Source organism: Rhodoplanes sp. (assembly GCF_013377085.1).
In the GTDB taxonomy this organism is placed as follows: Bacteria; Pseudomonadota; Alphaproteobacteria; order Rhizobiales; family Xanthobacteraceae; genus Rhodoplanes.
Genome location: NZ_JACAAX010000031.1, coordinates 1 through 22,052, shown reverse-complemented (window position 1 = coordinate 22,052; position 22,052 = coordinate 1). Strand labels below are relative to the sequence as shown.

The following is a 22,052-nucleotide window of genomic DNA, read 5'->3' as shown; positions in this document are numbered from 1 at the left end:
GTCTCAGCGCTTGCCGCGGGTTTCGGGCCGCGCCGGGACGGACCCTGTCGCGCCGGGAACCGCCGGCTGTTCGGCGTGGGCGAGCTGTTGGACCTGGATGATCTTGGCGCCGGCGGCCGGCCGGACCTCGTAGGCGCCGTAGGGTGGCGCACCGGCGACGCGCGTCTCCGGTCCGATATAGCCGTAGCGCCGCGGCGGATAGGCGTTGGGGCGCTTGTAAGGACCATGGCCGCCGTACCACGGGCCGGTGGTGTAGGGGTAGCGGATCGAATAGGCGTAGCCGCCTTCCGAGAAGGTCGGCACCGCATAGATGCCGGGCCCGCGATAGACCGGCCCCTGGTTCACCACATAGATGGGCGGACGGGCGTCGGACGGATCGAGCATATAGCCGGTCGGCGGCACGGCGGGCGGCACCGGCGAGGCGCCGTAGACGATCACGGGTCCGCCGACGCAGCAGCCCGCCTGGGCCACGGCCGGCGTGACGCCGAACGCCAGGGCACCGAGGACCGCGCCGCTCACCGCGGCGCCGACGACGACGCCGCTCGCAAAACTCCGACGCTGAACGCTCCGACGCATGACATGTCCCTTCTGGTCGGCACTTGCCGTCGCGGACTCGGCGGCCCGCGATGGAAAAACTCTACGACGGGCCGGGCCCGGCGGGAAGCCGCGCCCCGCCGTCCGTCCCGCCTGCATGGTCACCAGCGCCGGCCGCCTCCGCGCCCGTATGGCGCGACGACGACACCGGGCATGTCGTAGGAATAGTCCGGCGGCATGATGGTCGCCGGCAGGTCCTGCGATTTCGCCGACCAGGACTCGTGGTACGCCTGCGCCTGTTTCGGCTTGCGGTTCTTGCCCGGATCGTATTCCAGACGGCCGTAGCCCGGCATCTGCCCGGTGGTCGGGTAGTAATGCTCGAACCCGTGGCCGCGCACCGGCGGGCCGCCGCGGCTCCACAGCGGCTTGATCACGGTCGGACTGATCCAGCCCGCCCGATAGAGCCCCCAGTCGCTTTCGACGACGGCGTAGGACGCCTCGCGACCGTTGATGAAGACCGGGACGTCGTGCCGGCCCGGAATGACGATCACGGGCCCGTTGTCCTGGGCGACCGCCGGATCCCCGACCGCCGCGACGGCCAGCACGGCCAGTCCGATCATCCGCGCAAACGACGTCATGTCCCCCTCCCGCCCGGCTCGGACCGGGTCTGCGAACCCCCGCCGGGCGAGACGCCCGCACGCCCCCAGCACAACCCACAAGGGTCAAGATTCCGCTGGGTTCGACGCCGGCCGTGCGGGATTTCAGCCGGTAACCCTAACAACTCTTCGCGCTGCGATGCGGGACCCGTCCGGCCGTGCGATCCGCCACCTCCAAGCTGGTCAGGCGACGCCCCGCCCCGTTCAGGTTCGACTTTCGGCTAGGACCGGCAATCCGCAGGAGACTTGCCGCAGCCTGCGCCTTACATCTGTGGGGGACGGACGACGCGACTGCGTCGGACCAGTCCGAACGACAAAAAGACGACACGCGGAAACGTCGAGGGCAGAGATGGTGGTGCAGACCCGGATTTCGGCGCGCGGCGCCGGCATGACGAAGGACGAGAAGTTCGTCATCTTCGCCTCGTCGCTCGGCACCGTCTTCGAGTGGTACGACTTCTATCTCTATGCGACGCTGGCGCCGTTCTTCGCGGCGCTGTTCTTTCCGCCCGGCAACGACACCGCCGCCCTCCTCTCCGCCTTCGCGACCTATGCGGCGGGCTTCCTGGTGCGCCCTTTCGGGGCTCTGGTGTTCGGTCGCATCGGCGACCTGGTGGGGCGCAAATACACGTTCCTGATCACCATCTTCGTGATGGGCGGCGCGACCTTCCTGGTCGGCCTGCTGCCGACCTTCGCGACCATCGGCTGGGCGGCACCGCTGCTGCTCGTCGGGCTGCGGCTGGTGCAGGGGCTGGCGCTGGGCGGCGAGTATGGCGGGGCGGCGACCTACGTGGCCGAGCACGCGCGACGCCGCGATCGCGGCTTCTCGACGAGCTTCATCCAGATCACGGCGACGCTCGGCTTCTTCCTGGCGCTCCTGGTGATCGGCGCCTGCCGCATCATCATGGACGCGGAAAACTTCGCGCTGTGGGGCTGGCGCATTCCGTTCGTGATCTCGCTGGTGCTGCTGGTGTTCTCCGTCTACATCCGGCTGCGCCTGAACGAGACGCCGATCTTCCAGCGCATGAAGGAGGAAGGCAAAGGCTCGAAGGCGCCGCTGACCGAGAGCTTCTTCCGCTACCCCAACAACAAGTACGTGCTGCTGGCGCTGCTCGGCGCCACCGCGGGCCAGGGCGTCGTCTGGTACACGGGCCAGTTCTACGCGCTGTTCTTTCTACAGATCACGCTGCGGCTCGACTATCTGCTCGCCTATCTGCTGGTCGGCGTCTCCGTTCTGATCGGCACGCCGCTGTTCATCGCCTTCGGCTGGCTGTCGGACCGCATCGGCCGGCTGCGGATCATCCTGCTCGGCTGCCTGCTCGCCGCCGCCACCTATTTTCCGCTGTTCGAACTGCTGACGCGCGCCGTCAATCCGGATCTCGCCGCCTTCCAGGCCCGCTCCGCCGTGACCGTGTCGGCGGACCGCGCGACCTGCGGCGTGCACGTCTTCGCCGGGCCGTGGTCGAGCTTCTCCGACTGCGACCGTGCGCAGGACTTCGTCACCAAGCTCGGCGTGTCGTTCCGCCGCGTCGACACGCCCGGCGCCCCGATCGCCCTGTCGATCGGCGACACCCGGGTCGAAGGCTGGAGCCAGGCCCGCTGGCAGGCCGCGTTCGAGGGCGCCGGCTACCCGACCTATGCGGATCCCGGCAAGGTCGACTGGCTGATGGCGGAGCTCGTGCTGCTCGTGATGGTGCTCTACGTCACCATGGTGTACGGGCCGATGGCGGCCTTCCTGGTCGAGATGTTCCCGACCCGCATCCGCTACACCTCGATGTCGCTGCCCTATCACATCGGCAACGGCTGGTTCGGCGGCATGCTGCCGCTGCTCGCCACCGCGATCGTCGCCGGCACCGGCGATATCTATGCGGGCCTGTGGTATCCGATCGTCGTCGCCGGCGTGACCGTGGTGATCGGCGCGATCTTCCTGCGCGAGACCAAGGACGTCGACATCTCGACCGAGTCCGGCGTCGACATCTCGCGACGCGGATGACGCTCAGGCCGGGCGCGGCCGCATGATCAGGGCGTGCAGCACCCACACGGTCAGCGCCGTGAGCACGGCCGACATCAGCACGTCGGAGGCGAAGTGGCCGCCCATGGCGATGCGCACGCCGCCGACCGTCGCGGCCCAGAGAAGCACGAGCGCGACGCCGAGCGGGCGCCAGCGCGGCGGCAGCAGCACGGCGACGGCGAGGAGCCACATGGCGCTCGACATCTCGCCGGAGGCGAACGAGCAGTTGCCGTCGCAGCGGCCGTACGGGCTCCACCACGGCACGAAGTCGAGCGTGCCGCCGAACTGCGTCACCTCGATCGGGCGCGGCCGCCCGCCATGCGGCTTGAGCAGCCCATTGATGATCAGCCCCGGCGCCACCGCCAGCGTCGCCAGCACGAACAGGGCGGCGCGCAGCGACAGCCCGGCGGGGAGACGCTCGCGGGCAATGCGCGGCACGGCGAGCCGCAGGATCAGCACCAGGCCGGCCGCCACCGCGACGCCGCGCACCACCGCGTCGTTGACGTCGCGGATGCCCTGCAGGGACGGCGTGTAGGCATAGGGCCAGGCGCGCTGAGCGGCGTCGTAGATCTGCGCCGTGACGGCGAGGTCGAGCTGCGGCCAAAACCCGAAGACGAGCCCGACCGCGAGCCCGACCACCAGGATGGCGGCGAGCGCGAGGCGCGCACCGCGGCGCGGCGGGCGCGCCAGCGTGGCGGGCGGCACCCGCAGGGCAGTCGGGAACGAGGTCGGCATGATCACTCCGGCCGGGGGGATCGGCACGGCCGGACGCGGACGACCCGCGTCGCCCGGCTGCCCGGCCCGGAGCCCTTAAAGCAAGTCCCGGCCGCCGACGGAAGAGGCCCCGCCCTGCCCGGCTGACGGCCGTCCGGCTCGCCGCGTCAGCGGCCGGCCTCCTCGACGGGCGCGACCGCGATCGCCAGGCGGTCGACCGTCGCGCCGCTGAGCTGCACCACGGCCGGGCCGCTGCCGAGGCGGAACCGCACGCTCTTGCGCAGCCCGGGACAGTCGGTGCGCCCGGAAAAGCCGGCCGAGGGCAGCCGCGCGCCGTCCTGGACCACGTCGATCCAGGCCTCCGCCGACAGCGTGATCTGATAGACGCCGGTCGGCACGGCGGCGAGCGGCAGCACGGCCCCACGCGTGTCCGGCGTCTTCGGGGCGCGCTCGGGCGGACTCGTCCAGGTGACTGCGGCAGCCGGGCCGAGCGCGACCTCGACGGCCGTCCCGAGCGGCAGCGGGGCGCCGGCCCCGAGAGTCGCCGGGCCGGCCGCGAACCACGCTTTCTCCCGCCCCAGCGACCAGGCGAAGCTCCGGCAGCCGTCCTCGGCACGCGCGGCCGGGGCGGCGGCGAGGATCGAGACCGCCAGCGCGACGCCGAGCGCGCATCGCGCCGTCATTTCGCCTCCGGCGCCAGCACGGTAAATCCCTGCGCCACGAACACGGCGCGGGCTGCCGGCGCGCGGAGATAGGCAAGGAATTTGGCCGGGCCGTCACCCTTCGCGCCGACCGTGAGGGCGAACGGATAAACCACCGGAGGATGCGAGTCGGCCGGGAACACCGCCACCACCTTGACCCGCGGCTCGGCCTTGGCGTCGGTCTCGTAGACGATGCCGAGCGGCGCCTCGCCGCGCGCGACCAGCACCAGCGCGGCCCGCACGCTCTCGGCCTGGGCGAGCTTCGGCTCGATCGCGCCCCACAGGCCGAGCGTCTCCAGCGCCGTCTTGGCGTATTTGCCGACCGGCACCGAGGCGACCGCGCCGGTGGCGATCCGGCCGTCGCCGAGCGCCGCGCGCACGCCCGCCTGGGTGAGCTCCACGGATGCGATCTTGCCGTCGGTCGGCGCCACCATCACGAGGCGGTTGCCGAGCAGACTCGCCCGGGTCTTCGGATCGATGAGCTTGCGGGTCTCCGCCCAGTCCATCCATTCGAGGTCGGCAGAGGCGAACAGGTCGGCCGGCGCGCCCTGTTCCATCTGGCGAGCGAGCGTCGATGACGCCGCATAGGAAAACCGCACCGGCACCTTGGTCTCGGCCGTGAACGTCTTGGCGATGTCGTTGAGGGCGTTCTGCAGCGAGGCCGCGGCGAACACCGTGACGGGCGCGGCGTCGGGCGCCGGCTGGGCGCAGGCCGGCTGCCCGATCGACACCGCAAGGAGGGCTGCGACGAGCGCGTGGACGACGGACCGGATCATGGCGAAGGAGTCTCCGTATGACGATGGCGTGCCGACCTCGCCCGCGGCCGGGCCGACACGACGACCGCGGACCGGCAAACGACGGCGCGGCACGCCGCTGAGCTATATTAAGTACGATATAGCTTCCACGGTTCCGGCCGGTCAAGCCGCGGCTGACCGAGGGGCCGCCCGCCCCTGCGCGGCCGGCCCTCGGCAGCCGTGGCGTCCGCGCCCGGTGTTTGTTATAGAGCGCGGGTTCGACGGGACGGCCCCGCGGCCGGACCGACCCGGTCGCGGCAACGGCCTTGCCGCTCGTCGGCACGCCGGCTTAGCTCAGCAGGTAGAGCACCTGATTTGTAATCAGGGGGTCGGGGGTTCGAATCCCTCAGCCGGCACCAGGCACCTAAGACGATCATCTCGACATATCGAATGATCTGCGTCCCGCGCGTCATCTGGCGCCGGGCGACATTCCGGTGACGTTCGAGCCCATGGGCCCGGCGAAGCGACGGAACGACGCGCGAAACCCATCGCGCACGGCGGCACTTCGTCGCGTCGCGTTCCGCCCCGTTGCGCTCAGACCCGTGCCGGGCATTCGCCGGCGACGCCGACGACGACCGCCGGGATGCGGACGTCACGGTCTCGACAGGGACACGCTCCCGGATGTCCGCAGCCGCGTCGCCGATCGTGTCCTGAAATTCAACGGATGGTAAAAATTAGAAAATGGACGTGCACGGTGCTTTGGGCAATCGATGGTGGCAGGACAACTGAATGAGGTCTGCGGAGCGCATGCCGACCACCATCCTCGTCACCGTTCCGGCCCTTGCCCCGGCAGGGCTCGAGGTGCTTCAGGCCGAAGGATGCCACGTCATCCTCACCAGCAAAGGCGGCGGCGTGCCGGAAGTGCTGCGGCACTTGGCACGGGAGTCGGTCGACGGCGTCATATCACGCACCCTGCCATTTGGCGCCGAGGCCTTCGCGGCCGCCGGCCCGAGCCTCAAGGTGGTGTCCCGCCATGGCGTCGGCTTCGACAATGTCGACGTCGCGGCGGCGACGGCCCGCGGCATTCCGGTCCTCATCGCCCCGGCCGGCAACGGCCAGTCTGTGGCGGAGCTCGCCATCGGCCTGATGCTCGCGGCAGCGCGCCGAATCACGGTGCAGAATGCCGCGATCCGCGCCGGCACATGGGATCGCAGCGGCAACGGGCTACAGCTTTCCGGCCGGACACTGGGACTGGTCGGCTTCGGCGGCATCGGCAAGGCGGTGGCGCGCGGCGCGCTCGGGCTCGGCATGCGGGTGATCGCCTTCGATCCGGTCGCCAGGCCGGAGCCCGGCCTCGCGGTGGAGATGGTCGAAGACCTCGCCACCCTGCTCCCGCGCAGTAATTTCCTTTCCCTCCACGTGCCGCTCACGGCGCAGACACGCGGCCTGATCGGCGCAGCCGAGCTCGCCGCCCTGCCGCGCGGCGCCGTGGTGGTGAACACGGCGCGCGGTGGCCTCGTCGACGAAGCCGCTCTGGTGGCCGCGCTCGCGAGCAGCCATCTCTCCGGGGCCGGGCTCGACACTTTCGCCACCGAACCGCTGCCGCCGACCCATCCGCTCTGCACCCGCCCCGATGTCGTGATGACGGCGCATATGGGCGGCTCGACCGACGCCGCGCTCGACGCCACGGCCCGCACGGCTGCGCTGCATGCGCTGGCGATCATCCACGGCCGGCCAGTCGACCGCGCCGTCTGCGTGAACCCCGAAACCTTGAAGGACGTCCGCTCGTGACAGACACCAAGACGTGGCCACCGGGCTACAAGGTCAATCCTCGCGTGGACGTCCTCCCGCCGGCGCTGATCGCTGCGTTCAAGGGCGTGCCGGCGGCGCAGGCGGGCGACAATATGGGCCGCGCCCTCGGCGCTGTCGGCCTACGCTTCTACCACAACGACCTCAAGCTGATGGTCGCCGGCCCGGCCATGACCGTGCGGGTGCGGCCCGGCGACAATCTGATGATCCACCAGGCCATCGCGATGGCGCAGCCCGGCGACGTGATCGTCGTCGACGGCGGCGGAGACGTCAGCCAGGCCCTGATCGGCGGACTGATGCGGACCTCGGCGATCAAGCGCGGCATCGCGGCCTTCGTCATCGACGGCGCCGTGCGCGACATCGCCGAATGGGCCGAGGGCGGCATTGCCTGCTATGCGCGCGGCCACACCCATCGCGGCCCGACCAAGGATGGGCCGGGCGAGGTGAACATTCCCATCGCTTGTGCCGGCATGTCCGTCTGCCCGGGCGACCTCGTGCTCTGCGACGCCGACGGCGTGATCGTCGTGCCCGCGGCCGAAGCCGAGGCGCTGCTCCCCCGCGTGAAAGCTCATGCCAAACGGGAGGATCAGATCCGCGTCGCCAACGCCGCCGGCACCACCGATCCGGAGCGATTCAACGCACTGCTGCGGTCGAAGGGATGCCCTGTTTGACGCGACCTCCGCCAGATCTGCTGGCCTCTCTCCCCGGGGATGGCCCTTCCTTCGTCTCGCTGCCGGTGGCGGAGGCCGCGGGAATCGCGCGCTTCAGCGACCTGCCGGCCAGCCTGATGATCCTGGCCGAGGACGCACTGCGCCACGGCGAGACAGCCGCGGCCGCCGCCATCGCGGGCCGTCGCCACGACGCCACCGTGTTGTTCCGACCGGCCCGCATCCTGATGCAGGACAGTTCCGGCATTCCGGTTCTGGCCGACCTCGCGGCACTGCGTGACCAGGCGCCGGACGGCGCCCGGGTGGAGCCGCAAATCCCGGTCGACATCGTCGTCGACCATTCGGTCGAGGTGGACGAGCACGGTTCGGCAGGCGCGCTGGAGGCCAATCTCGCCATCGAGTTCAGGCGCAACACCGAGCGGTATCGTTTTCTGCGCTGGGCCGAAGACGCGTTCGAGGCGCTGCGCGTGGTGCCGCCCGGCCGCGGCATCTGCCACCAGATCAATCTCGAGGTGCTGGCGGACGTGGTCGGCGTGCGCGACGGCATCGCGCGGCCCGATACCATGCTGGGCACCGACAGCCACAGTACCATGGTCAACGCGCTGGGCGTGCTGGGATGGGGCGTCGGCGGCATCGAGGCGCTGTCCGCCATGCTGGGCCGGGCCGTCGCCCTGCGGGTGCCGAAGGTGGTCGGCGTGCGCCTCGCGAACCGGCTGCCCGCCGGCAGCACCGCCACCGATCTGGCGCTGACCCTGACCGCGCTGCTGCGGCGCCACGGCGTGGTGGAGAAGGTGGTCGAGTTCCACGGCCCCGGTCTCGGCGCGCTGCGCCTGCCGGATCGCGCCACGGTCGCCAACATGGCCCCCGAGTACGGCGCCACCATGGGGTTCTTCCCGGTCGACGAGGAGACGCTGGCCTATCTGCGCCTGACCGGGCGCTCCGCCGCGCAGGTCGCGCTGGTGGAGGCCTATGCCCGGGCGCAGGGCCTGTGGCACGCCGCGGAAGGGCGCGTTTTCGACGAACAGCTCGACTTCGACCTCGCCGGCGTCGAGCCGAGCGTCGCCGGCCCGTCACGTCCCAACCAGCGGCTGAGCCTGTCGGCCGTGCCGGCGTCCCTGCCGGCGCCGCGCAAGGATATGGCCGCCGCGGCGGCCGGTCCGCTCCGGCACGGCGACGTCGTCATCGCCGCGATCACGAGCTGCACCAACACGGCCAACACCGACGCCATGCTGCGCGCCGGCCTGCTGGCCCGCGCGGCGCGGGCGCGCGGCCTGATGCCGCCGGCCCGGATCAAGGCGTCGCTGGCGCCCGGCTCGCGCGTCGTCAGCGACTATCTGGGCGCCGCCGGCCTCTTGGACGATCTGGCCGCGCTCGGATTCGCGCTGGTCGGCCACGGCTGCATGACCTGCATGGGCAATTCCGGCCCGGTCGCGCCCGAGATCGAGGCCGCGATCCGCGCCGACGACCTGACCGTCGCCGCCGTGCTCTCCGGCAACCGCAATTTCGAAGGCCGCATCCACCCGCTGTGCCGCGCCGCCTATCTGGTGTCGCCGCCGCTGGTCGTCGCCTATGCGCTCGCCGGCGACATGCGCCGCGATCTTACGCGCGAGCCGGTCGGGACCGACCGAGAGGGGCGGCCCGTGATGCTCGCCGACCTGTGGCCCGACGATGCCGCCGTCGCGGCCGCCGCAGCCGTGCTGACGCCGGAGCGCTACGCGGCGCGGGCCGCCACGACCTTCGAGGGGCCGGCAGCCTGGACGGCGATCGCCGTGCCGGCGGGCGAACGCTTCGCCTGGCAGCCGGACAGCCAGTTCATCCGGCCGCCGCCGTTCGCGGCCGGCGCGATGGCGGCACCGTTGATCGCGGGTGATCTCACCGGCGCCCGCATCCTGGCTTTGCTCGGCGACGACGTGACCACGGATCACATCTCCCCCATCTCGCGTATCCCATCGGACTCCGAGGCCGGACAGTGGCTCCTCGAGCACGGCGCACCGCCGGCGGGGCTACAGTCCTACAGCGCCCGGCGCGTCAATCACGACGTGATGGCGCGCGGCACCTTCGCCAATCTGCGCCTGCGCAACCGGCTGGTGCCGGAGCGCGAAGGCGGCTTCACCCGTCTCGCTCCCGGCGGCGATATCGTCACCATCCACGCCGCCGCGCAGGTGCTCCGGCATGCCGGAACGCCGCCCGTGATCGTCGCCGGGCGAAACTACGGCGCCGGCTCGGCCCGCGACTGGGCCGCCAAGGGAACGCGCATCCTCGGCATCTCGGCCGTCATCGCCGAGAGCTTCGAGCGCATCCACCGCGCCAATCTGGTCGCGCTCGGCGTGCTGCCGCTGCAATTCGCCGACGGACAGGGACCGGAGCAGCTCGGCCTCGACGGCTTCGAAACCATCGACATCACGGGAATGCGGAGGCTGCGTCCCGGCGGCGCCGTGATCGCCCGCTTTCACAAGCCGGACGGCCGGATCGTCGAGGCGACGCTGCTCTGCCGCATCGAGACCGACGAGGAGGCCGCGGATCTGCTGGGCGGAGGTGTTCTGCCGGTCGTTCTCCGCGGCTTCGCCGCGACGGCGGAGGCCACGCACCGCTGAGTCGTCTGCGTTCAGGCGCGGGTTCTTTTCAAACAGAGAGAGACCTGTCCATGCAAAGCCGCCGTCGTTTTCTGAAGACTGCGCTCTGCGCAGCACCGGCCATGGTCGTACCCTTCGGCACGGCGCGGGCCACGGACTGGCTGCCCGGCCGGCCGATCCGGCTGATCGTGCCCTATGTCGCCGGCGGCGCCACCGATATCGCCGGGCGGATCCTGGCCGAGGCCATCGCCGAGCCGCTGAAGCAGCCGATGGTGGTCGAGAACCGCGGCGGGGCGGCCGGCAATATCGGCGGCGCGTATGTCGCCAATGCCGATCCGAACGGGCTGACCCTGCTGCTCGGCGCGGTCGGACTGCTGACCACCAATCCGTTCCTCTACAAGAACATGGGCTTCAGCCCGGCGAAGGACCTGACGCCGATCTCGATGGTCTACACCTCCGACCTCGTGCTGGTGGTGCGCGCATCGCACCCCGCAAAGACCGTGCAGGAGTTCGTGGCGCTGGCGAAAGCCAAGCCCGGGAGCATGAATTTCGGCTCGAGCGGCAACGGCGCCTCCACCCACACGGCGATGGAGCTGTTCAAGCTCGTCGCCGGAATCGACGTGCAGCACGTTCCCTATCGCGGCAGCGCCGCTGCGTTCGCCGACCTTCTCGGCGGCCACCTCCAGGTCATCATGGTACAGGTGCCGACCGTCGTCGCCTCGATCCAGAGCGGCGATCTCCGCGCCCTGGTCGTGACGGGGGAACGGCGTAATCCCGCCCTCCCCGACGTCCCCACGATGGCGGAAGCCGGCTACAAGGGCGCCGACGCCATGGCGTGGGGCGGCCTCTTGGCGCCGGCGCGGACGCCACGCGACATCGTCCAGACGATCAGCGCCGCGACCGTACTCAGCCTCGGCAAGCCGGACGTCAAAACCCGCATCGCCAACACGGGTCTCGACGCCGTGAGCTCGACGCCCGAGGCGATGGCGGCATACATGGACGAAGAGACGCGCAAGTGGGAGCGCGTGGTCCGCGAGGCTCACATCACGGCCGATTGAACGCAGACGCCGGCACCGTATCGGCGACGGCGCTCAGCGCTGCACGCTCGCGACACGATCCGGCGCGCGCCCGGCAGCGCGCGAATCCCGTCCCACGGGTCGGCGATCCGGTGTCGCTACAACCGGATTTCCGACGGCGAACCGGTCCCGCTTCGCCGAGAAAATACTCTAGCGCTTGAGCACGAAGATCCGGCACCAGCCCTTCGCGGCGATCTCGCCGTCGACGGTGGCGCAGCCGTTCGGCGGACGCCAGTTCGAGCAGATGTCGCACGTCTTGTCGTCTTTCGGCGTGTCCTGGTAGCCGACGGCCTTCTGCGCCATCTTGGCCGACGCCGTGGTCACACCAGCGCCCAGAACGGCAGCCGCGCCGGCGGCGGTCGCCGCCGTTCGCAGCAGCTTGCGGCGCGAGACCTCGGTCGAATCGTGTGTCGGCTTCTCACTCATTGATGCTCTCCCACTGAAATATCGAAAGACCTGCGACATCCGAGCGATGACCGCATACCGCGGGCCTGCGAATGATCGTGCCATGGTAGAATCACTTTAGAATAATGACAAGATTTGTTGACACCGGAAGGTGTCAACATTGCTGTAAATCGGGGCATGACGAGACGAAATTTCCGCGTCCGCGCACGCGCGGGCCGGTTCCCGGCTCGGTTGCAGTCGGCGCTGTGCCGGCCAGAGGGCTCCGACGGGGATGGCGGGCGGGATGTTGCACTCGCGCGACCCGTCACCACATCGGTGACATGTCGACCACGCCCCTGACCAAACTGCCCCCACGCCGCGTTCGTGCGCTTTCGGAAGCCGCGCGATCCACCGACCTGCCGGCGCCGCGCTTCGGCCCGCGGCTCGAGCCGGACGGCACCCGGTTCCGCCTCTGGGCCCCGAAGGCGGATCGCGTCACGCTCGAGCTGGTGCGGGACGCCCGCCGCCTGCCGATGACCCCGGCGGAGGACGGCTGGCACGAGCGCGTCGTCGCCGACGCGGGTCCCGGCACGCTCTACCGCTTCGTGCTGCCGGACGGGCTCGCGGTGCCGGACCCCGCCTCGCGCTTCCAGCCCGACGACGTCCACGGACCGAGCGAGGTGATCGACCCGGCGGCCTATCGCTGGACCGCCACCGGCTGGCGCGGCCGGCCGTGGGACGAGGCGGTCGTCTACGAGCTGCATGTCGGCGCCTTCACGCCGGAGGGCACGTTCCGGGCCGCGATCGACAAGCTCGATCATCTGGTCGCGCTCGGCGTCACGGCGATCGAGCTGATGCCGGTCGCGGATTTTCCCGGCCGGCGCAACTGGGGCTATGACGGCGTCCTGCCCTTCGCCCCGGACGCCAGCTACGGCCGGCCCGAGGATCTGAAAGCCCTCATCGACGCGGCGCACGCCCGTGGCGTGATGATGCTGCTCGACGTCGTCTACAATCACTTCGGCCCGGACGGGAACTATCTCGCCGCCTATGCGCCGATCTTCACCGAGCATCACCACACGCCGTGGGGCGCCGCCGTCAATTTCGACGCCGCCGGCGCCGCCATGGTACGGGCTCTGGTGATCGAGAACGCCGTCACCTGGATCGACGAGTTCCGCTTCGACGGCCTGCGGCTCGATGCCGTGCATGCAATTCTGGACGACAGCGACGACCACATCCTGCACGAGATCGCCCGCACGGTGCGGGCCGTGACGCCGGACCGGCCCGTGCACCTGACCCTGGAGAACGAGGCGAACGCGGCGACGCTTTTGACACGCGGCGCCGGCGGCGCGGCGACGCTCTACACGGCACAATGGAACGACGACGTCCATCATGTGCTGCACTGCGCGGCGAGCCGGGAGAGCGCCGGGTACTACGTCGACTACGCCGGCGATACCGAGAAGCTCGGCCGGGCGCTCGCCGAAGGCTTCGCGTTCCAGGGCGAGATGATGCCCTATCGCGCCGCGCCGCGCGGCGAGCCGGCGACCGACCTGCCCTCCACCGCCTTCGTCGCCTTCATCCAGAACCACGACCAGGTCGGCAACCGCGCCTTCGGCGATCGGCTGACCGCCTTCGCCCCGGAGGAGGCGGTGCGTGCCATCGCGGCGACCTATCTGCTGCTGCCGCAGGTGCCGATGCTGTTCATGGGCGAGGAATGGCGAGCCGAGCAGCCGTTTGCGTTCTTCTGCGACTTCGAGACGCCGCTCGCCGATGCCGTGCGCGAAGGCCGGCGCGCCGAGTTCGCCCGCTTCCCCGAGTTCCGGGATCCGAAGCAGCGCGAAAACATCCCCGACCCGACCGCGCCGGAGACGTTCCTCTCGGCGAAGCTCGACTGGACGGCGCTCGGTCGCGAACCGCATGCCACGTGGCTCGCCTTCTATCGGGATATCCTGGCGGTCCGACACCGCGAGATCGTGCCGCGGCTGCGTGGCGGCACACGCGCCGGCCGCTACGAGGTGATCGGCCCCGGCGCCGTGCGGGTCGCGTGGCGGCTCGGCGGCGCGACGCTGCGTCTCCTCGCCAATCTCTCGGCCGATCCGCTCGACGGCGTCGAGGCGCCGGCCGGCCGGCAGATCTGGTGCGAGGGAGCCGTCCAGATGGTCGGCTTCGCCCCGTGGACCGTGGTGTGGACCCTGGATGACGGCAGTGCCTAGGGTCGTCGCCGCCACCAGCAGATGCGCGAAGGCGCGCCCCATCGGAGCGCGCCTTCGGCCTGCTTCGGCTCGCGTCTTCATGGACGCGAGCCTTTGTTATCCGCGGCGAACGGCGTCGACCGCTACGCCTTCTTGGCGACGGCGATCAATTTGGTCGGATCGATGAACGCCATCGCGATGATGCCGATGATCGGCAGCAGCGAGAGCTCGATCAGCGCGGCCCCGCCCCAGCCGAAGGCGCCGACCAGGTAGCCCATCAGCCAGCCGGCCGTCGACGCCGCCCCGAACACCGAGGTGAGGAAGATGCCGGAGGCGCGACCGACCATGTGCGGACGTACGCTGCGCTGGAGCAGCGTGAGCAGGTTGACGAACACGAAGCCGGACGCGAAGGCGCCGGTGAGGAACGACAGCATCGACTGCATCGGCAGCGTGGTGGCGACGTTGTACATCGTGTAGCCGACCAGCGAGAGCAGCGCGAAGGCGATCGCCGTCACCCAGCGCTGCGGGAAGCGGTCGCCGAACCACCCGCCGACGAACGACATCAGCCCGCCCAGCCCGAAATAGCTGAAGGCCGCGGCCGCGTCCGCCTGCGAGAAGTGCAGCGTCTCCTTCACATAGGTCGTGTAGAGGCCGAGATAGCCGTAGAGCGAGAAGCCGAGAATCACGCAGCCGACGAAGGCCAGGATGACGTTGCGGTTCCACAGCTCCGTCGGCATGTGGGCGAGCGCCGCCTCGTCCATGGCGCTGGTGCTCTGCGGACCCTTGCTCTCGGTGAACTCCTTCGGCACGACGACGAGGACCACCAGGGCGAGCACGATGCCGACCCCGGCGAACCAGACGAACGGCGTCTGCCAGGCGCCCGAGGACTGCACCAGCATGGCGCCGGCGCGCGGGCCCAGGAAGGCACCGACCCCGTAGGCCAGGATCATCCAGCCCATGAAGAACGAGCGCTTCTTGTAGAAGAAGCTGCCGATCGCGGCGAACAGGGCCGCCATCTGCATGCCCTCGCCGACGCCGGTCAGGGCGCGGTAGAACAGCATGTCCCAGAAGCCGAACGCCAGGACGGTGGCGAGCGTGAACACCGAGTAGATCACCATCGCCGTGATGATGATGGTCTTGCGCGAGGTGCGGTCGACCAGATAGCCGGACGGGATGCCGGCGATCGCCAGACCGAGCGTGAAGATCGTCGACATCAGCCCGGCCGTCTTCAGGTCGTAGCCGAAATGCTCGCGGATCGCCGGCAGCAGGGTCGGGAAGATCTGCCGGTCGGCCGCGTTGATCGAGTAGGCCAGGCAGAGAATGACCAGAAAGGCGATCGAGGCTGCCGAGTAGCCGAGCGCCGTGCCGGCGCTGGGACGCTGGGATTTGCTGTCGAGCGAATTCGTATGCGCGCTCATGTTTCCCCCTTGCGCGTTGTCCGCCGACCCCTCGGGCCGGCGGCGAAAAGTCTGGCCCGCACGGGCATGCGGTCGAGCTTCGACGGTCGCGGAGCGGGACGCGCGCGAACGCAGCTCCACTGCGCCCGGCACGTCCGCGCCGCGGTTTTTTCTCGTGACAAGGTGTGGCAGAGGTCGGCGAAACGCCGACTTGATGTAACAATCATTGTGTCCGGCCATTGCCGGCTTCGTCCGCACTATCCCGGATCGGGACGGCATGGATGCCATGCTTTTCAGGGGGAGCCAGAGGCGCGCAATTGGCACCGAATCCAGCCGCGTTTCGCGAATCTCGGGCTCACGCTAAAAGCGTCGCATCGGGACCGCGCCCGCCGGGCGACGCGACCCGCCGTGGAGCCCGCCTGCATGCGCCTCGCCGCCTTCACCAATCTCGATTTGCCGCAGTTCCTGGACACGCTGATCAGCCTGACCACGGCCTTCGTGCTGGGCACCGCGATCGGCGCCGAGCGGCAGTGGCGGCAGCGCACTGCGGGCTTACGCACGGCGGCGCTGGTCGCGGTCGGCGCCGCCGCCTTCGTCGACATCGGCATGCGCCTCAACGGCAACGCCTCCGCCGTGCAGGTTCTTGCCTATGTGGTGTCGGGCGTCGGCTTCCTCGGCGCCGGCGTGATCATGAAGGAAGGCCTCAACATCCGCGGCCTCAACACGGCCGCGACCCTGTGGGGCTCCGCCGCGGCGGGCGGCGCCGCGGGCGCCGACCTGATCGGCGAGGCCGTGACCATTGCGGCGTTCGTGCTGATCGCCAACACGGCGCTGCGGCCGCTGGTCGACCTCATCAACCGCCAGCCGCTCGACGAGGCCACGACCGAGGCGACCTACGACATCCGCGTCAATGTGTCGGCCGACGAGATGCCGGTGGTCCGCACCGCCCTGCTCGATCAGCTCGAGGCGAAGAGCTATGCGGTGCGCCAGACCGCCGTGCAGGAGCAGGCCGAGGAAGCGCTGGAGCTCGCCGTGACGCTGGCCGGCTCGACGGCCCGCGCCGCCGATCTCGACGCGATCGTCAAGACCATCGAGGCGTTGCCCGGCGTCGAGCACGCCTCCTGGGCGATGCGCACGGCGGACTGACGGTCAGGGACCGGTCCGGCTGCATTGCGGCGACGCGTTTGACGGCGACGTTCTTGCAAGGCGCAGGCGCTGATCGATGCGACCGGGATGACCGCGGGGGGGGGGGTCGGCGCCGGCGCGTCAGCGGATCGGCAGGTGACGAAACGCGACCGGCGGCGGACCGAGGCCCGCCGCCGGAAAATTCGAACGCGCCGTCAGGCGTTGCAAGGCGACGGCCTTACTGGCCGGCCGCCATCAGCGGGATCGACGGGTCCATCGGGCCACGCGCGATTTCCGGCCGCGGATCGTCGTTGAGCGCATAGGTGAGGTCGGCCGCAGCGCCGTCCTCGAAGGCGGCCCGGATGGTCGCCGCGTCGAACTGCGCGCAGGACCAAGTCTCGGACACCGGCGCTGTCGCCATCCAGCGCTGCTCGATGAGCTGGCGCACGTCCAGCGACTGGGTCTCGGCGCTGGCGGCGCTGATACCGGCGATGGTGAGCAGCAGGGTCAGGGTCTTCATGTCCACCTCCCGTTCGAACACCGGCCTGTCGGGCAGCCTTTCGGCGTCACGACCCTGAACAGACTCTGGCGTCGGCCTCGACAACATCCGGTCGGCTTCGAAACACGGTGGAACGACGACGTCGTGCTCCCCCTCACGACCGAACCGGCTGCCATTACAACCGTCGAGGCGGCCGCCGGTTCCAAGCCACCAACAGATAATTAGGCATGTTGCGTCGATGCGGCCGGCCTGGCCCGGTGGAGCAGACGCCCCCCGCCCGGCCTGGCTCAAAAGCTCGCCTGTCCGCCCGACAGGTCGAACACCGCGCCGCTGTTGTAGGTGCAGGCGTCGGAGCACAGCCAGGCGACCAGCTCGGCCATCTCGGCGACGGTGCCGAGGCGCTTCATCGGGCTCCTGGCGATCATGCCGTCGATCGCCGCCTGCGGCATCACCCGCACGAACTCGGTGTCGATCGCGGCCGGCGCGACGCAATTGGCCCGCACGGGCGTGTCGGCGAGCTCCTTGCCCAGCGCCTTGGTGAAGGCGACGATGCCGGCGCTCGCCGCCGAGAAGGCTGCGAGCCCGGGCCGGCCCTCCTTGGCGGCCAGCGAGGCGACCGTGACGATGCGGCCGCGTCCCGCCGCCCGCATGTGCGGCACCACGGCACGGCAGACCTGGAAGACGCCCGTCAGGGTGATGTCGAGAACCTGCCGCCACTCGGCCTCGGTCACGGTCTCGAGCGGGTGCCGCGAGCCGCCATAGCCGGCCGCCATCACCAGCATGTCGATGCCGCCGGCCGCGACGGCGCGCACCACCGCTGCCGCGACCTGGTCGGCCGACGTGACGTCGACCGCGACCGACGCGATCCCGTCGACCGGAACCGGCGCGATGTCCCAGGCCTCGACCATGGCGCCGGCGTCGCGCAGCCGCTCGGCAATGCCGCGACCGAGCCCCCTCGCCCCGCCCGTCACCACGGCCCGACGGCCCGAGAAGTCGTAGCAGACCGTCATGGCGCTCTCCCGCCTGCGACCCCGACGAGCACCGCCGGTCAGGCGGCGCCGGCGTCGCGGGCCGGCCGGTCGCCCTCGGCGGCGTAGCGGTCGGACGCTTCGCGCAGGATGCGGGCGACGTGGCGCGGGCCCAGCGCCTGCGCGAGGCTGCGCGCGGCGACCTCGAGCAGGACCACGGCGCCGTCGCCGGCACCGGCCTGCACGGCCTGCGCCTGCAACTGGGCGATGCCGCTGCGCCAATAGGCGTCGCTGCGGGCCCGCTCGGCGGCCAGAATATCGGTGATCGGGGCGGTCCCGTCGGCCGCGGCAGCCGGTACGGCCGGCGCCACATAAGGCGTGAGGGACGGCGCGTCGGAGGCGATCGGAGTGAACGACGAAGTCGCCTTGACGCCCAGCTTCGGCGTGCCGCGCGGCGGCGCCCATAGATCCACCGGCCGGCCCTCGCGCAGGGCTTGGATGGCCGACTTGCTGCGACGGATGTCGGCGGCGAGGCCGTAGAGCCCGACCACCAGGGCCAGAATGGCGGCGCCCAGCACCATGTAGTTGCCACCGTCGCCGCGCACCAGCATCAGGGTCTGAATGGCGACCAGCGCACCGCCTATCGCAGTCGCGCCGACCGTGAAGAAAAACGACACCAAGCGGATCATCTGCCGTCCTATCGCGCCGCACCGGCGGATGCCAAAAATGGGCCGGCAGGCAGCAGATCCTCACGCTCCGGCCCCTCTCCTTGTCAAGCCGGGAAAACCCGCAGGGCACCGGGCGGCATGCCCGACCCGCCTGCCGCGGACGGCTCGGCCGTTCAAGGGCGAGGCTCGGGTGCAACCGACGATGCGTTACGCGATGTTGCGGGCCGCCGCCCTCGCCAAACTGCTGCCGCCTTGGCGGTGCGTCAGTGCGCCGGACCGGAGAGACCACAATGCGACACGCGTTCACGATGCTGCTTTTGCTCGCCACCACGGCCGCCGCGTCAGCCCAATCGGGCGGCGGGTTCGGCGGCTCCGGACTGCCGGGCATGTCCGACCGCCCGCCGCCGGACATCCGCAGCCTGAACCGCGCCGGCGAGGATCCGGTGCGCCAGTCGGCCCCCGCCTGGGACGCCAATCGCGACGGGATTTTCACCTGCGACGAGTGGAAGCAATACGCGACCCGGCTGTTCATCATGGCCGACCTGAACCGCGACGGCTTCCTCGACGCCAAGGAGTTCGAGACGCTGAAGCGCTCCGACCCCTCGTTCAAGAACGCCGAGCCCGGCTATTTCGACGACAACCATGACGGCCGCGTCGCCCGGACCGAGTTCGTCGACAAGAAGAGCCCGCTGTTCGCCCGCTACGACCGCAACAACGACTGCCGGGTGACGGCCGAGGAGCTGCGCGGCGGCGGTGGTGGTGGCGGCGGCAACCAGCGGGTGCGTCCGAGCGTCGGGCCCGGCGGTGTCGGCGGCAGCATCCCGTTCTGACCGGGCCGCACGGCCGGACAAATCCCGTCGGCGCCAGCCATCCGGCCTTCGGTTGCGGCCCCCGGATTCGTCTGTAATAGGAGGGTTGCACCGCGCGCCCGCGCGAGCTTCGCCCCCCGCATCCTCCCGCCCGAGACCAGCCCCCATGAGCAGCGCCCTGTTCGCCCCGATCGAGATCGCCGGCAAGACCTTCGAGAACCGGATCGTCGTCGCGCCGATGTGCCAGTACAGCGCCAATGACGGCTGCGCCAGCGACTGGCATCTCACCCATCTGGGCATGCTGGCAAATTCGGGCGCCGGCCTGGTGATCGTCGAGGCGACCCATGTCGAGCGGCGCGGCCGCATCACCCATGGTTGCGTCGGCCTCTATTCCGACGCCTGCGAGGCGGCGCTGGCCCGCGTCGTCGACCACTGCCACCGGATCGGCACCGCCAAGATCGGCGTCCAGCTCGCCCATGCGGGCCGCAAGGCGTCATCGCAACGGCCCTGGGAGGGCGGCAAGGCGCTCGCCGCCGACCAGGACGCCTGGCCGACCGAGGCCGCCTCGGCGCTGCCCTTCGGCAAAGGCTGGCACGTCCCGCAGGCGATGACCGAGGACGACATGGAGCGGGTGGTCGCGGCCTTCGCCGAGGCGGCGACCCGGGCCGTGCGGATCGGCTTCGACGCCATCGAGCTGCACGCCGCACACGGCTATCTGGTGCACCAGTTCCTGTCGCCGGTGTCGAACCGCCGCTCCGATTCCTACGGCGGCTCGCGCGAGAACCGCATGCGCTTTCCGGCGACCATCGCCCAGGCGGTGCGGGCCGCGGTGCCGAGGAGCGTGCCGCTCGGCGCCCGCATCACCGGCAACGACTGGCTCGACGGCAGCATCGATATCGAGGAGGCGATCGTGTTCGCCCGCATCCTGAAGGAGAACGGCTACGACTATGCCGACGTCTCCTCGGGCGGCCTGACGGCGGACGCCCGCAATCCGACGACGCCCGGCTACAACGTGCCGCTCGCCGAGGCGGTGCGGCAGGCGACCGGCCTGGTCACCCGGGCCGTCGGCCTGATCGTCGACCCCAAGCAGGCCGACGCCGTCGTCGCCGAAGGCAAGGCCGACATGGTGGCACTCGCCCGCGCCATGCTGGACGATCCGCACTGGGGCTGGCATGCCGCCCGCGCGCTCGGCGCCGAGACCCGCCGGCCGCCGCAGTATCTGCGCGCCGGCCCGAGCCTGTGGGCGCCGGCCGCCCGCCAGGGCTGAGCGGATCGACCGCCTGCCGGCGAGACGGACCTTGCGGGCCGGGCGCGTCTGGGCTTCGATCGCGAAAAGCCGATCGCATCGGCAGGAGCAACGTCATGATCCCAAGGCTGCTTGCTTGTTGGTGGCTCGGGCTCGCCGTGGCCACCTTGTCGGCCGTGGGGGCAGCATCCGCCGCCGATATCCGCGTGATGATCTCGGCCGGTTACTACGAGGTCTATTCCCAGCTCGGACCGGTCTTCGAGCGTGCCAGCGGCCACCGCCTGGTGACGACACGCGGCCCCTCCATGGGCGACTCTCCTGAAGCGATCCCCACACGCCTCGCCCGCGGCGAGGCCGCCGACGTGGTGATCCTGGACGGCGGTGCGGCGGACGAGCTCGCCACGCGCGGCGTGGTGCGCGCCGGCAGCAAGGTCGTGCTCGCCCGCTCGCTGATCGGCATGGTGGTGCGCGCCGGGGCAGCCAAGCCGGACATCGGCACGGCCGACGCGCTGAAAAGCACGCTGCTCGCGGCGAAATCGATCGCCTATTCGGACAGCGGCAGCGGCACCTATCTGTCGACGACGCTGTTCCCCAAGCTCGGCATCGCCGACCAGATCATGGGCAAGAGCCGCAAGGTGCGCGGACCGCCCTCCGGCGAGCCGGTGGCGGCGGTCGTCGCGCGCGGCGAGGCCGAGATCGGGTTCCAGCAGGTCAGCGAGCTGATCCACACGCCCGGCGTGACGGTCGTCGGCCCGATCGCGGCCGAGGTCCAGCCGATGATCTTCTTCGCCGGCGCGCTCACGAACACGGTCCAGCAGCCGGAGGCGGCCGCGGCGCTGCTCCGCTTCCTCACCTCGCCCGAGGCGGCGCCGGTGATCTCCAAGGCCGGGCTGATCCCGCTGCCGGAGCGATAGGGCTCGCACCACCGCAGGACCAGTTAGCGACTCGCCAACCCGGCGCCGCTATCCTGCCGGGATGCGCGATCCTGCTCCCCCTCACGCCGATCCCACCCGCCGCACGGTGCTGAGCCTCGCGGCCGGCGCCGCCGCAACGTTCGTCGCCACCGCACCGGCCGATGCCCAACCTCGTCCGCCTCGCGCCGGCGCGGGTGGCGGCCCGGTCTCGGCCTTCGGGGTCGACGCCGCGACGCTCGGTGTGCGGCCCGGCAGCCCGGACGATCAGACGGCGGTGCTACAACGGGCGCTCGAGCGCACCGCCGCGGCCGGCGCGCCGCTGGCGCTGCCGCCCGGCGTCTACCGGGTCGGCGGCGTCGGGCTGCCGGACGGCGCCCGCC

Annotated in this window: 20 protein-coding genes, 1 tRNA gene and 1 pseudogene; 12 read left to right on the top strand and 10 right to left on the bottom strand. The window is 70.7% G+C overall.

The features are described from left to right. Positions 1 to 3: 3 nt before the first annotated feature. Together HXX10_RS19855 and HXX10_RS19850 are read right to left on the bottom strand one after the other, a co-directional pair. The gene (locus HXX10_RS19855; RefSeq protein ID WP_296524584.1) at positions 4 to 576 is read right to left on the bottom strand and encodes a hypothetical protein; all 573 of its coding nucleotides are present in this window, start codon (positions 574 to 576) and stop codon (positions 4 to 6) included. 119 nt (positions 577 to 695) lie between these two features. Then, positions 696 to 1,172: a hypothetical protein gene (locus HXX10_RS19850; RefSeq protein WP_296524583.1), complete on the bottom strand. Its 477-nt coding sequence runs from the start codon at positions 1,170 to 1,172 to the stop codon at positions 696 to 698. A 367-nt stretch (positions 1,173 to 1,539) separates the two neighbouring features. Between HXX10_RS19850 and HXX10_RS19845 the strand changes: the two genes are divergently transcribed. Beyond that, complete coding sequence (locus HXX10_RS19845; protein ID WP_296524582.1) at positions 1,540 to 3,180, top strand: MFS transporter; 1,641 nt, start codon at positions 1,540 to 1,542, stop codon at positions 3,178 to 3,180. A gap of 3 nt (positions 3,181 to 3,183) precedes the next feature. On the opposite strand, the gene HXX10_RS19840 is transcribed toward HXX10_RS19845, so the two are convergent. The 3 genes from HXX10_RS19840 to modA form a co-directional block, all read right to left on the bottom strand. Next, the gene (locus tag HXX10_RS19840; protein ID WP_296524581.1) at positions 3,184 to 3,933 is read right to left on the bottom strand and encodes a phosphatase PAP2 family protein; all 750 of its coding nucleotides are present in this window, start codon (positions 3,931 to 3,933) and stop codon (positions 3,184 to 3,186) included. 146 nt (positions 3,934 to 4,079) lie between these two features. Next, positions 4,080 to 4,595 carry a hypothetical protein gene (locus HXX10_RS19835; protein WP_296524580.1) on the bottom strand — a complete coding sequence of 172 codons (516 nt, stop codon included), beginning with the start codon at positions 4,593 to 4,595 and terminating at the stop codon, positions 4,080 to 4,082. Continuing rightward, positions 4,592 to 5,389, bottom strand: coding sequence for a molybdate ABC transporter substrate-binding protein (modA, locus tag HXX10_RS19830; protein ID WP_296524579.1), 798 nt, complete (start codon positions 5,387 to 5,389; stop codon positions 4,592 to 4,594). The genes HXX10_RS19835 and modA overlap by 4 nt, the downstream gene beginning before the upstream one ends. Before the next feature lie 301 nt (positions 5,390 to 5,690). Between modA and HXX10_RS19825 the strand changes: the two genes are divergently transcribed. The 5 genes from HXX10_RS19825 (at position 5,691) to HXX10_RS19805 (ending at position 11,455) form a co-directional block, all read left to right on the top strand. Next, a tRNA-Thr gene (locus HXX10_RS19825) sits at positions 5,691 to 5,766 on the top strand. A 370-nt stretch (positions 5,767 to 6,136) separates the two neighbouring features. Continuing rightward, a complete protein-coding gene (locus tag HXX10_RS19820; protein WP_296524578.1) occupies positions 6,137 to 7,138 on the top strand; it encodes a hydroxyacid dehydrogenase in 1,002 nt (333 codons plus the stop codon). Next, complete coding sequence (locus HXX10_RS19815; RefSeq protein WP_296524577.1) at positions 7,135 to 7,827, top strand: RraA family protein; 693 nt, start codon at positions 7,135 to 7,137, stop codon at positions 7,825 to 7,827. Before HXX10_RS19820 ends, HXX10_RS19815 begins: the two co-directional genes overlap by 4 nt. Then, positions 7,815 to 10,418: an aconitate hydratase AcnA gene (gene acnA, locus HXX10_RS19810; protein ID WP_296524576.1), complete on the top strand. Its 2,604-nt coding sequence runs from the start codon at positions 7,815 to 7,817 to the stop codon at positions 10,416 to 10,418. Before HXX10_RS19815 ends, acnA begins: the two co-directional genes overlap by 13 nt. Positions 10,419 to 10,519: 101 nt before the next feature. After that, the gene (locus HXX10_RS19805) at positions 10,520 to 11,455 is read left to right on the top strand and encodes a tripartite tricarboxylate transporter substrate binding protein (protein WP_296524575.1); all 936 of its coding nucleotides are present in this window, start codon (positions 10,520 to 10,522) and stop codon (positions 11,453 to 11,455) included. Between the two features lie 168 nt (positions 11,456 to 11,623). Here the strand turns inward: HXX10_RS19805 and HXX10_RS19800 are convergent, their stop codons facing one another. Further along, on the bottom strand, positions 11,624 to 11,899 hold the full coding sequence (locus HXX10_RS19800) for a high potential iron sulfur protein (RefSeq protein WP_296524574.1): 276 nt from the start codon (positions 11,897 to 11,899) through the stop codon (positions 11,624 to 11,626). 299 nt (positions 11,900 to 12,198) lie between these two features. Here HXX10_RS19800 and treZ point away from each other — a divergent pair, with 299 nt between their 5' ends. Further along, positions 12,199 to 14,067, top strand: a complete 1,869-nt coding sequence (gene treZ, locus HXX10_RS19795; protein WP_296524573.1) for a malto-oligosyltrehalose trehalohydrolase — start codon at positions 12,199 to 12,201, stop codon at positions 14,065 to 14,067. A 122-nt stretch (positions 14,068 to 14,189) separates the two neighbouring features. On the opposite strand, the gene HXX10_RS19790 is transcribed toward treZ, so the two are convergent. Beyond that, positions 14,190 to 15,464: an MFS transporter gene (locus HXX10_RS19790; RefSeq protein WP_296524572.1), complete on the bottom strand. Its 1,275-nt coding sequence runs from the start codon at positions 15,462 to 15,464 to the stop codon at positions 14,190 to 14,192. A gap of 402 nt (positions 15,465 to 15,866) precedes the next feature. On the opposite strand from HXX10_RS19790, the gene HXX10_RS19785 reads away from it, so the two are divergent. Then, positions 15,867 to 16,589 (top strand): MgtC/SapB family protein, encoded by a 723-nt coding sequence (locus HXX10_RS19785; RefSeq protein WP_296524571.1) that lies wholly within the window; start codon positions 15,867 to 15,869, stop codon positions 16,587 to 16,589. Between the two features lie 217 nt (positions 16,590 to 16,806). Here HXX10_RS19785 and HXX10_RS19780 read toward each other — a convergent pair whose 3' ends face one another. From HXX10_RS19780 to HXX10_RS19770, 3 genes are all read right to left on the bottom strand, one after another. Beyond that, complete coding sequence (locus HXX10_RS19780) at positions 16,807 to 17,088, bottom strand: hypothetical protein (RefSeq protein ID WP_296524570.1); 282 nt, start codon at positions 17,086 to 17,088, stop codon at positions 16,807 to 16,809. Between the two features lie 266 nt (positions 17,089 to 17,354). Continuing rightward, a complete protein-coding gene (locus tag HXX10_RS19775) occupies positions 17,355 to 18,077 on the bottom strand; it encodes an SDR family NAD(P)-dependent oxidoreductase (protein ID WP_296524569.1) in 723 nt (240 codons plus the stop codon). Positions 18,078 to 18,115: 38 nt separating this feature from the next. Next, positions 18,116 to 18,724: a hypothetical protein gene (locus tag HXX10_RS19770; RefSeq protein WP_296524568.1), complete on the bottom strand. Its 609-nt coding sequence runs from the start codon at positions 18,722 to 18,724 to the stop codon at positions 18,116 to 18,118. A 269-nt stretch (positions 18,725 to 18,993) separates the two neighbouring features. Between HXX10_RS19770 and HXX10_RS19765 the strand changes: the two genes are divergently transcribed. The 4 genes and pseudogenes from HXX10_RS19765 to HXX10_RS19750 form a co-directional block, all read left to right on the top strand. Beyond that, positions 18,994 to 19,533: a hypothetical protein gene (locus HXX10_RS19765; RefSeq protein ID WP_296524567.1), complete on the top strand. Its 540-nt coding sequence runs from the start codon at positions 18,994 to 18,996 to the stop codon at positions 19,531 to 19,533. 145 nt (positions 19,534 to 19,678) lie between these two features. Further along, complete coding sequence (locus HXX10_RS19760; RefSeq protein ID WP_296524566.1) at positions 19,679 to 20,779, top strand: NADH:flavin oxidoreductase/NADH oxidase; 1,101 nt, start codon at positions 19,679 to 19,681, stop codon at positions 20,777 to 20,779. Between the two features lie 95 nt (positions 20,780 to 20,874). Then, a complete protein-coding gene (locus HXX10_RS19755; protein WP_296524565.1) occupies positions 20,875 to 21,672 on the top strand; it encodes a substrate-binding domain-containing protein in 798 nt (265 codons plus the stop codon). Positions 21,673 to 21,733: 61 nt separating this feature from the next. Further along, a pseudogene (locus HXX10_RS19750) lies at positions 21,734 to 22,052 on the top strand (hypothetical protein); the annotation flags it as partial.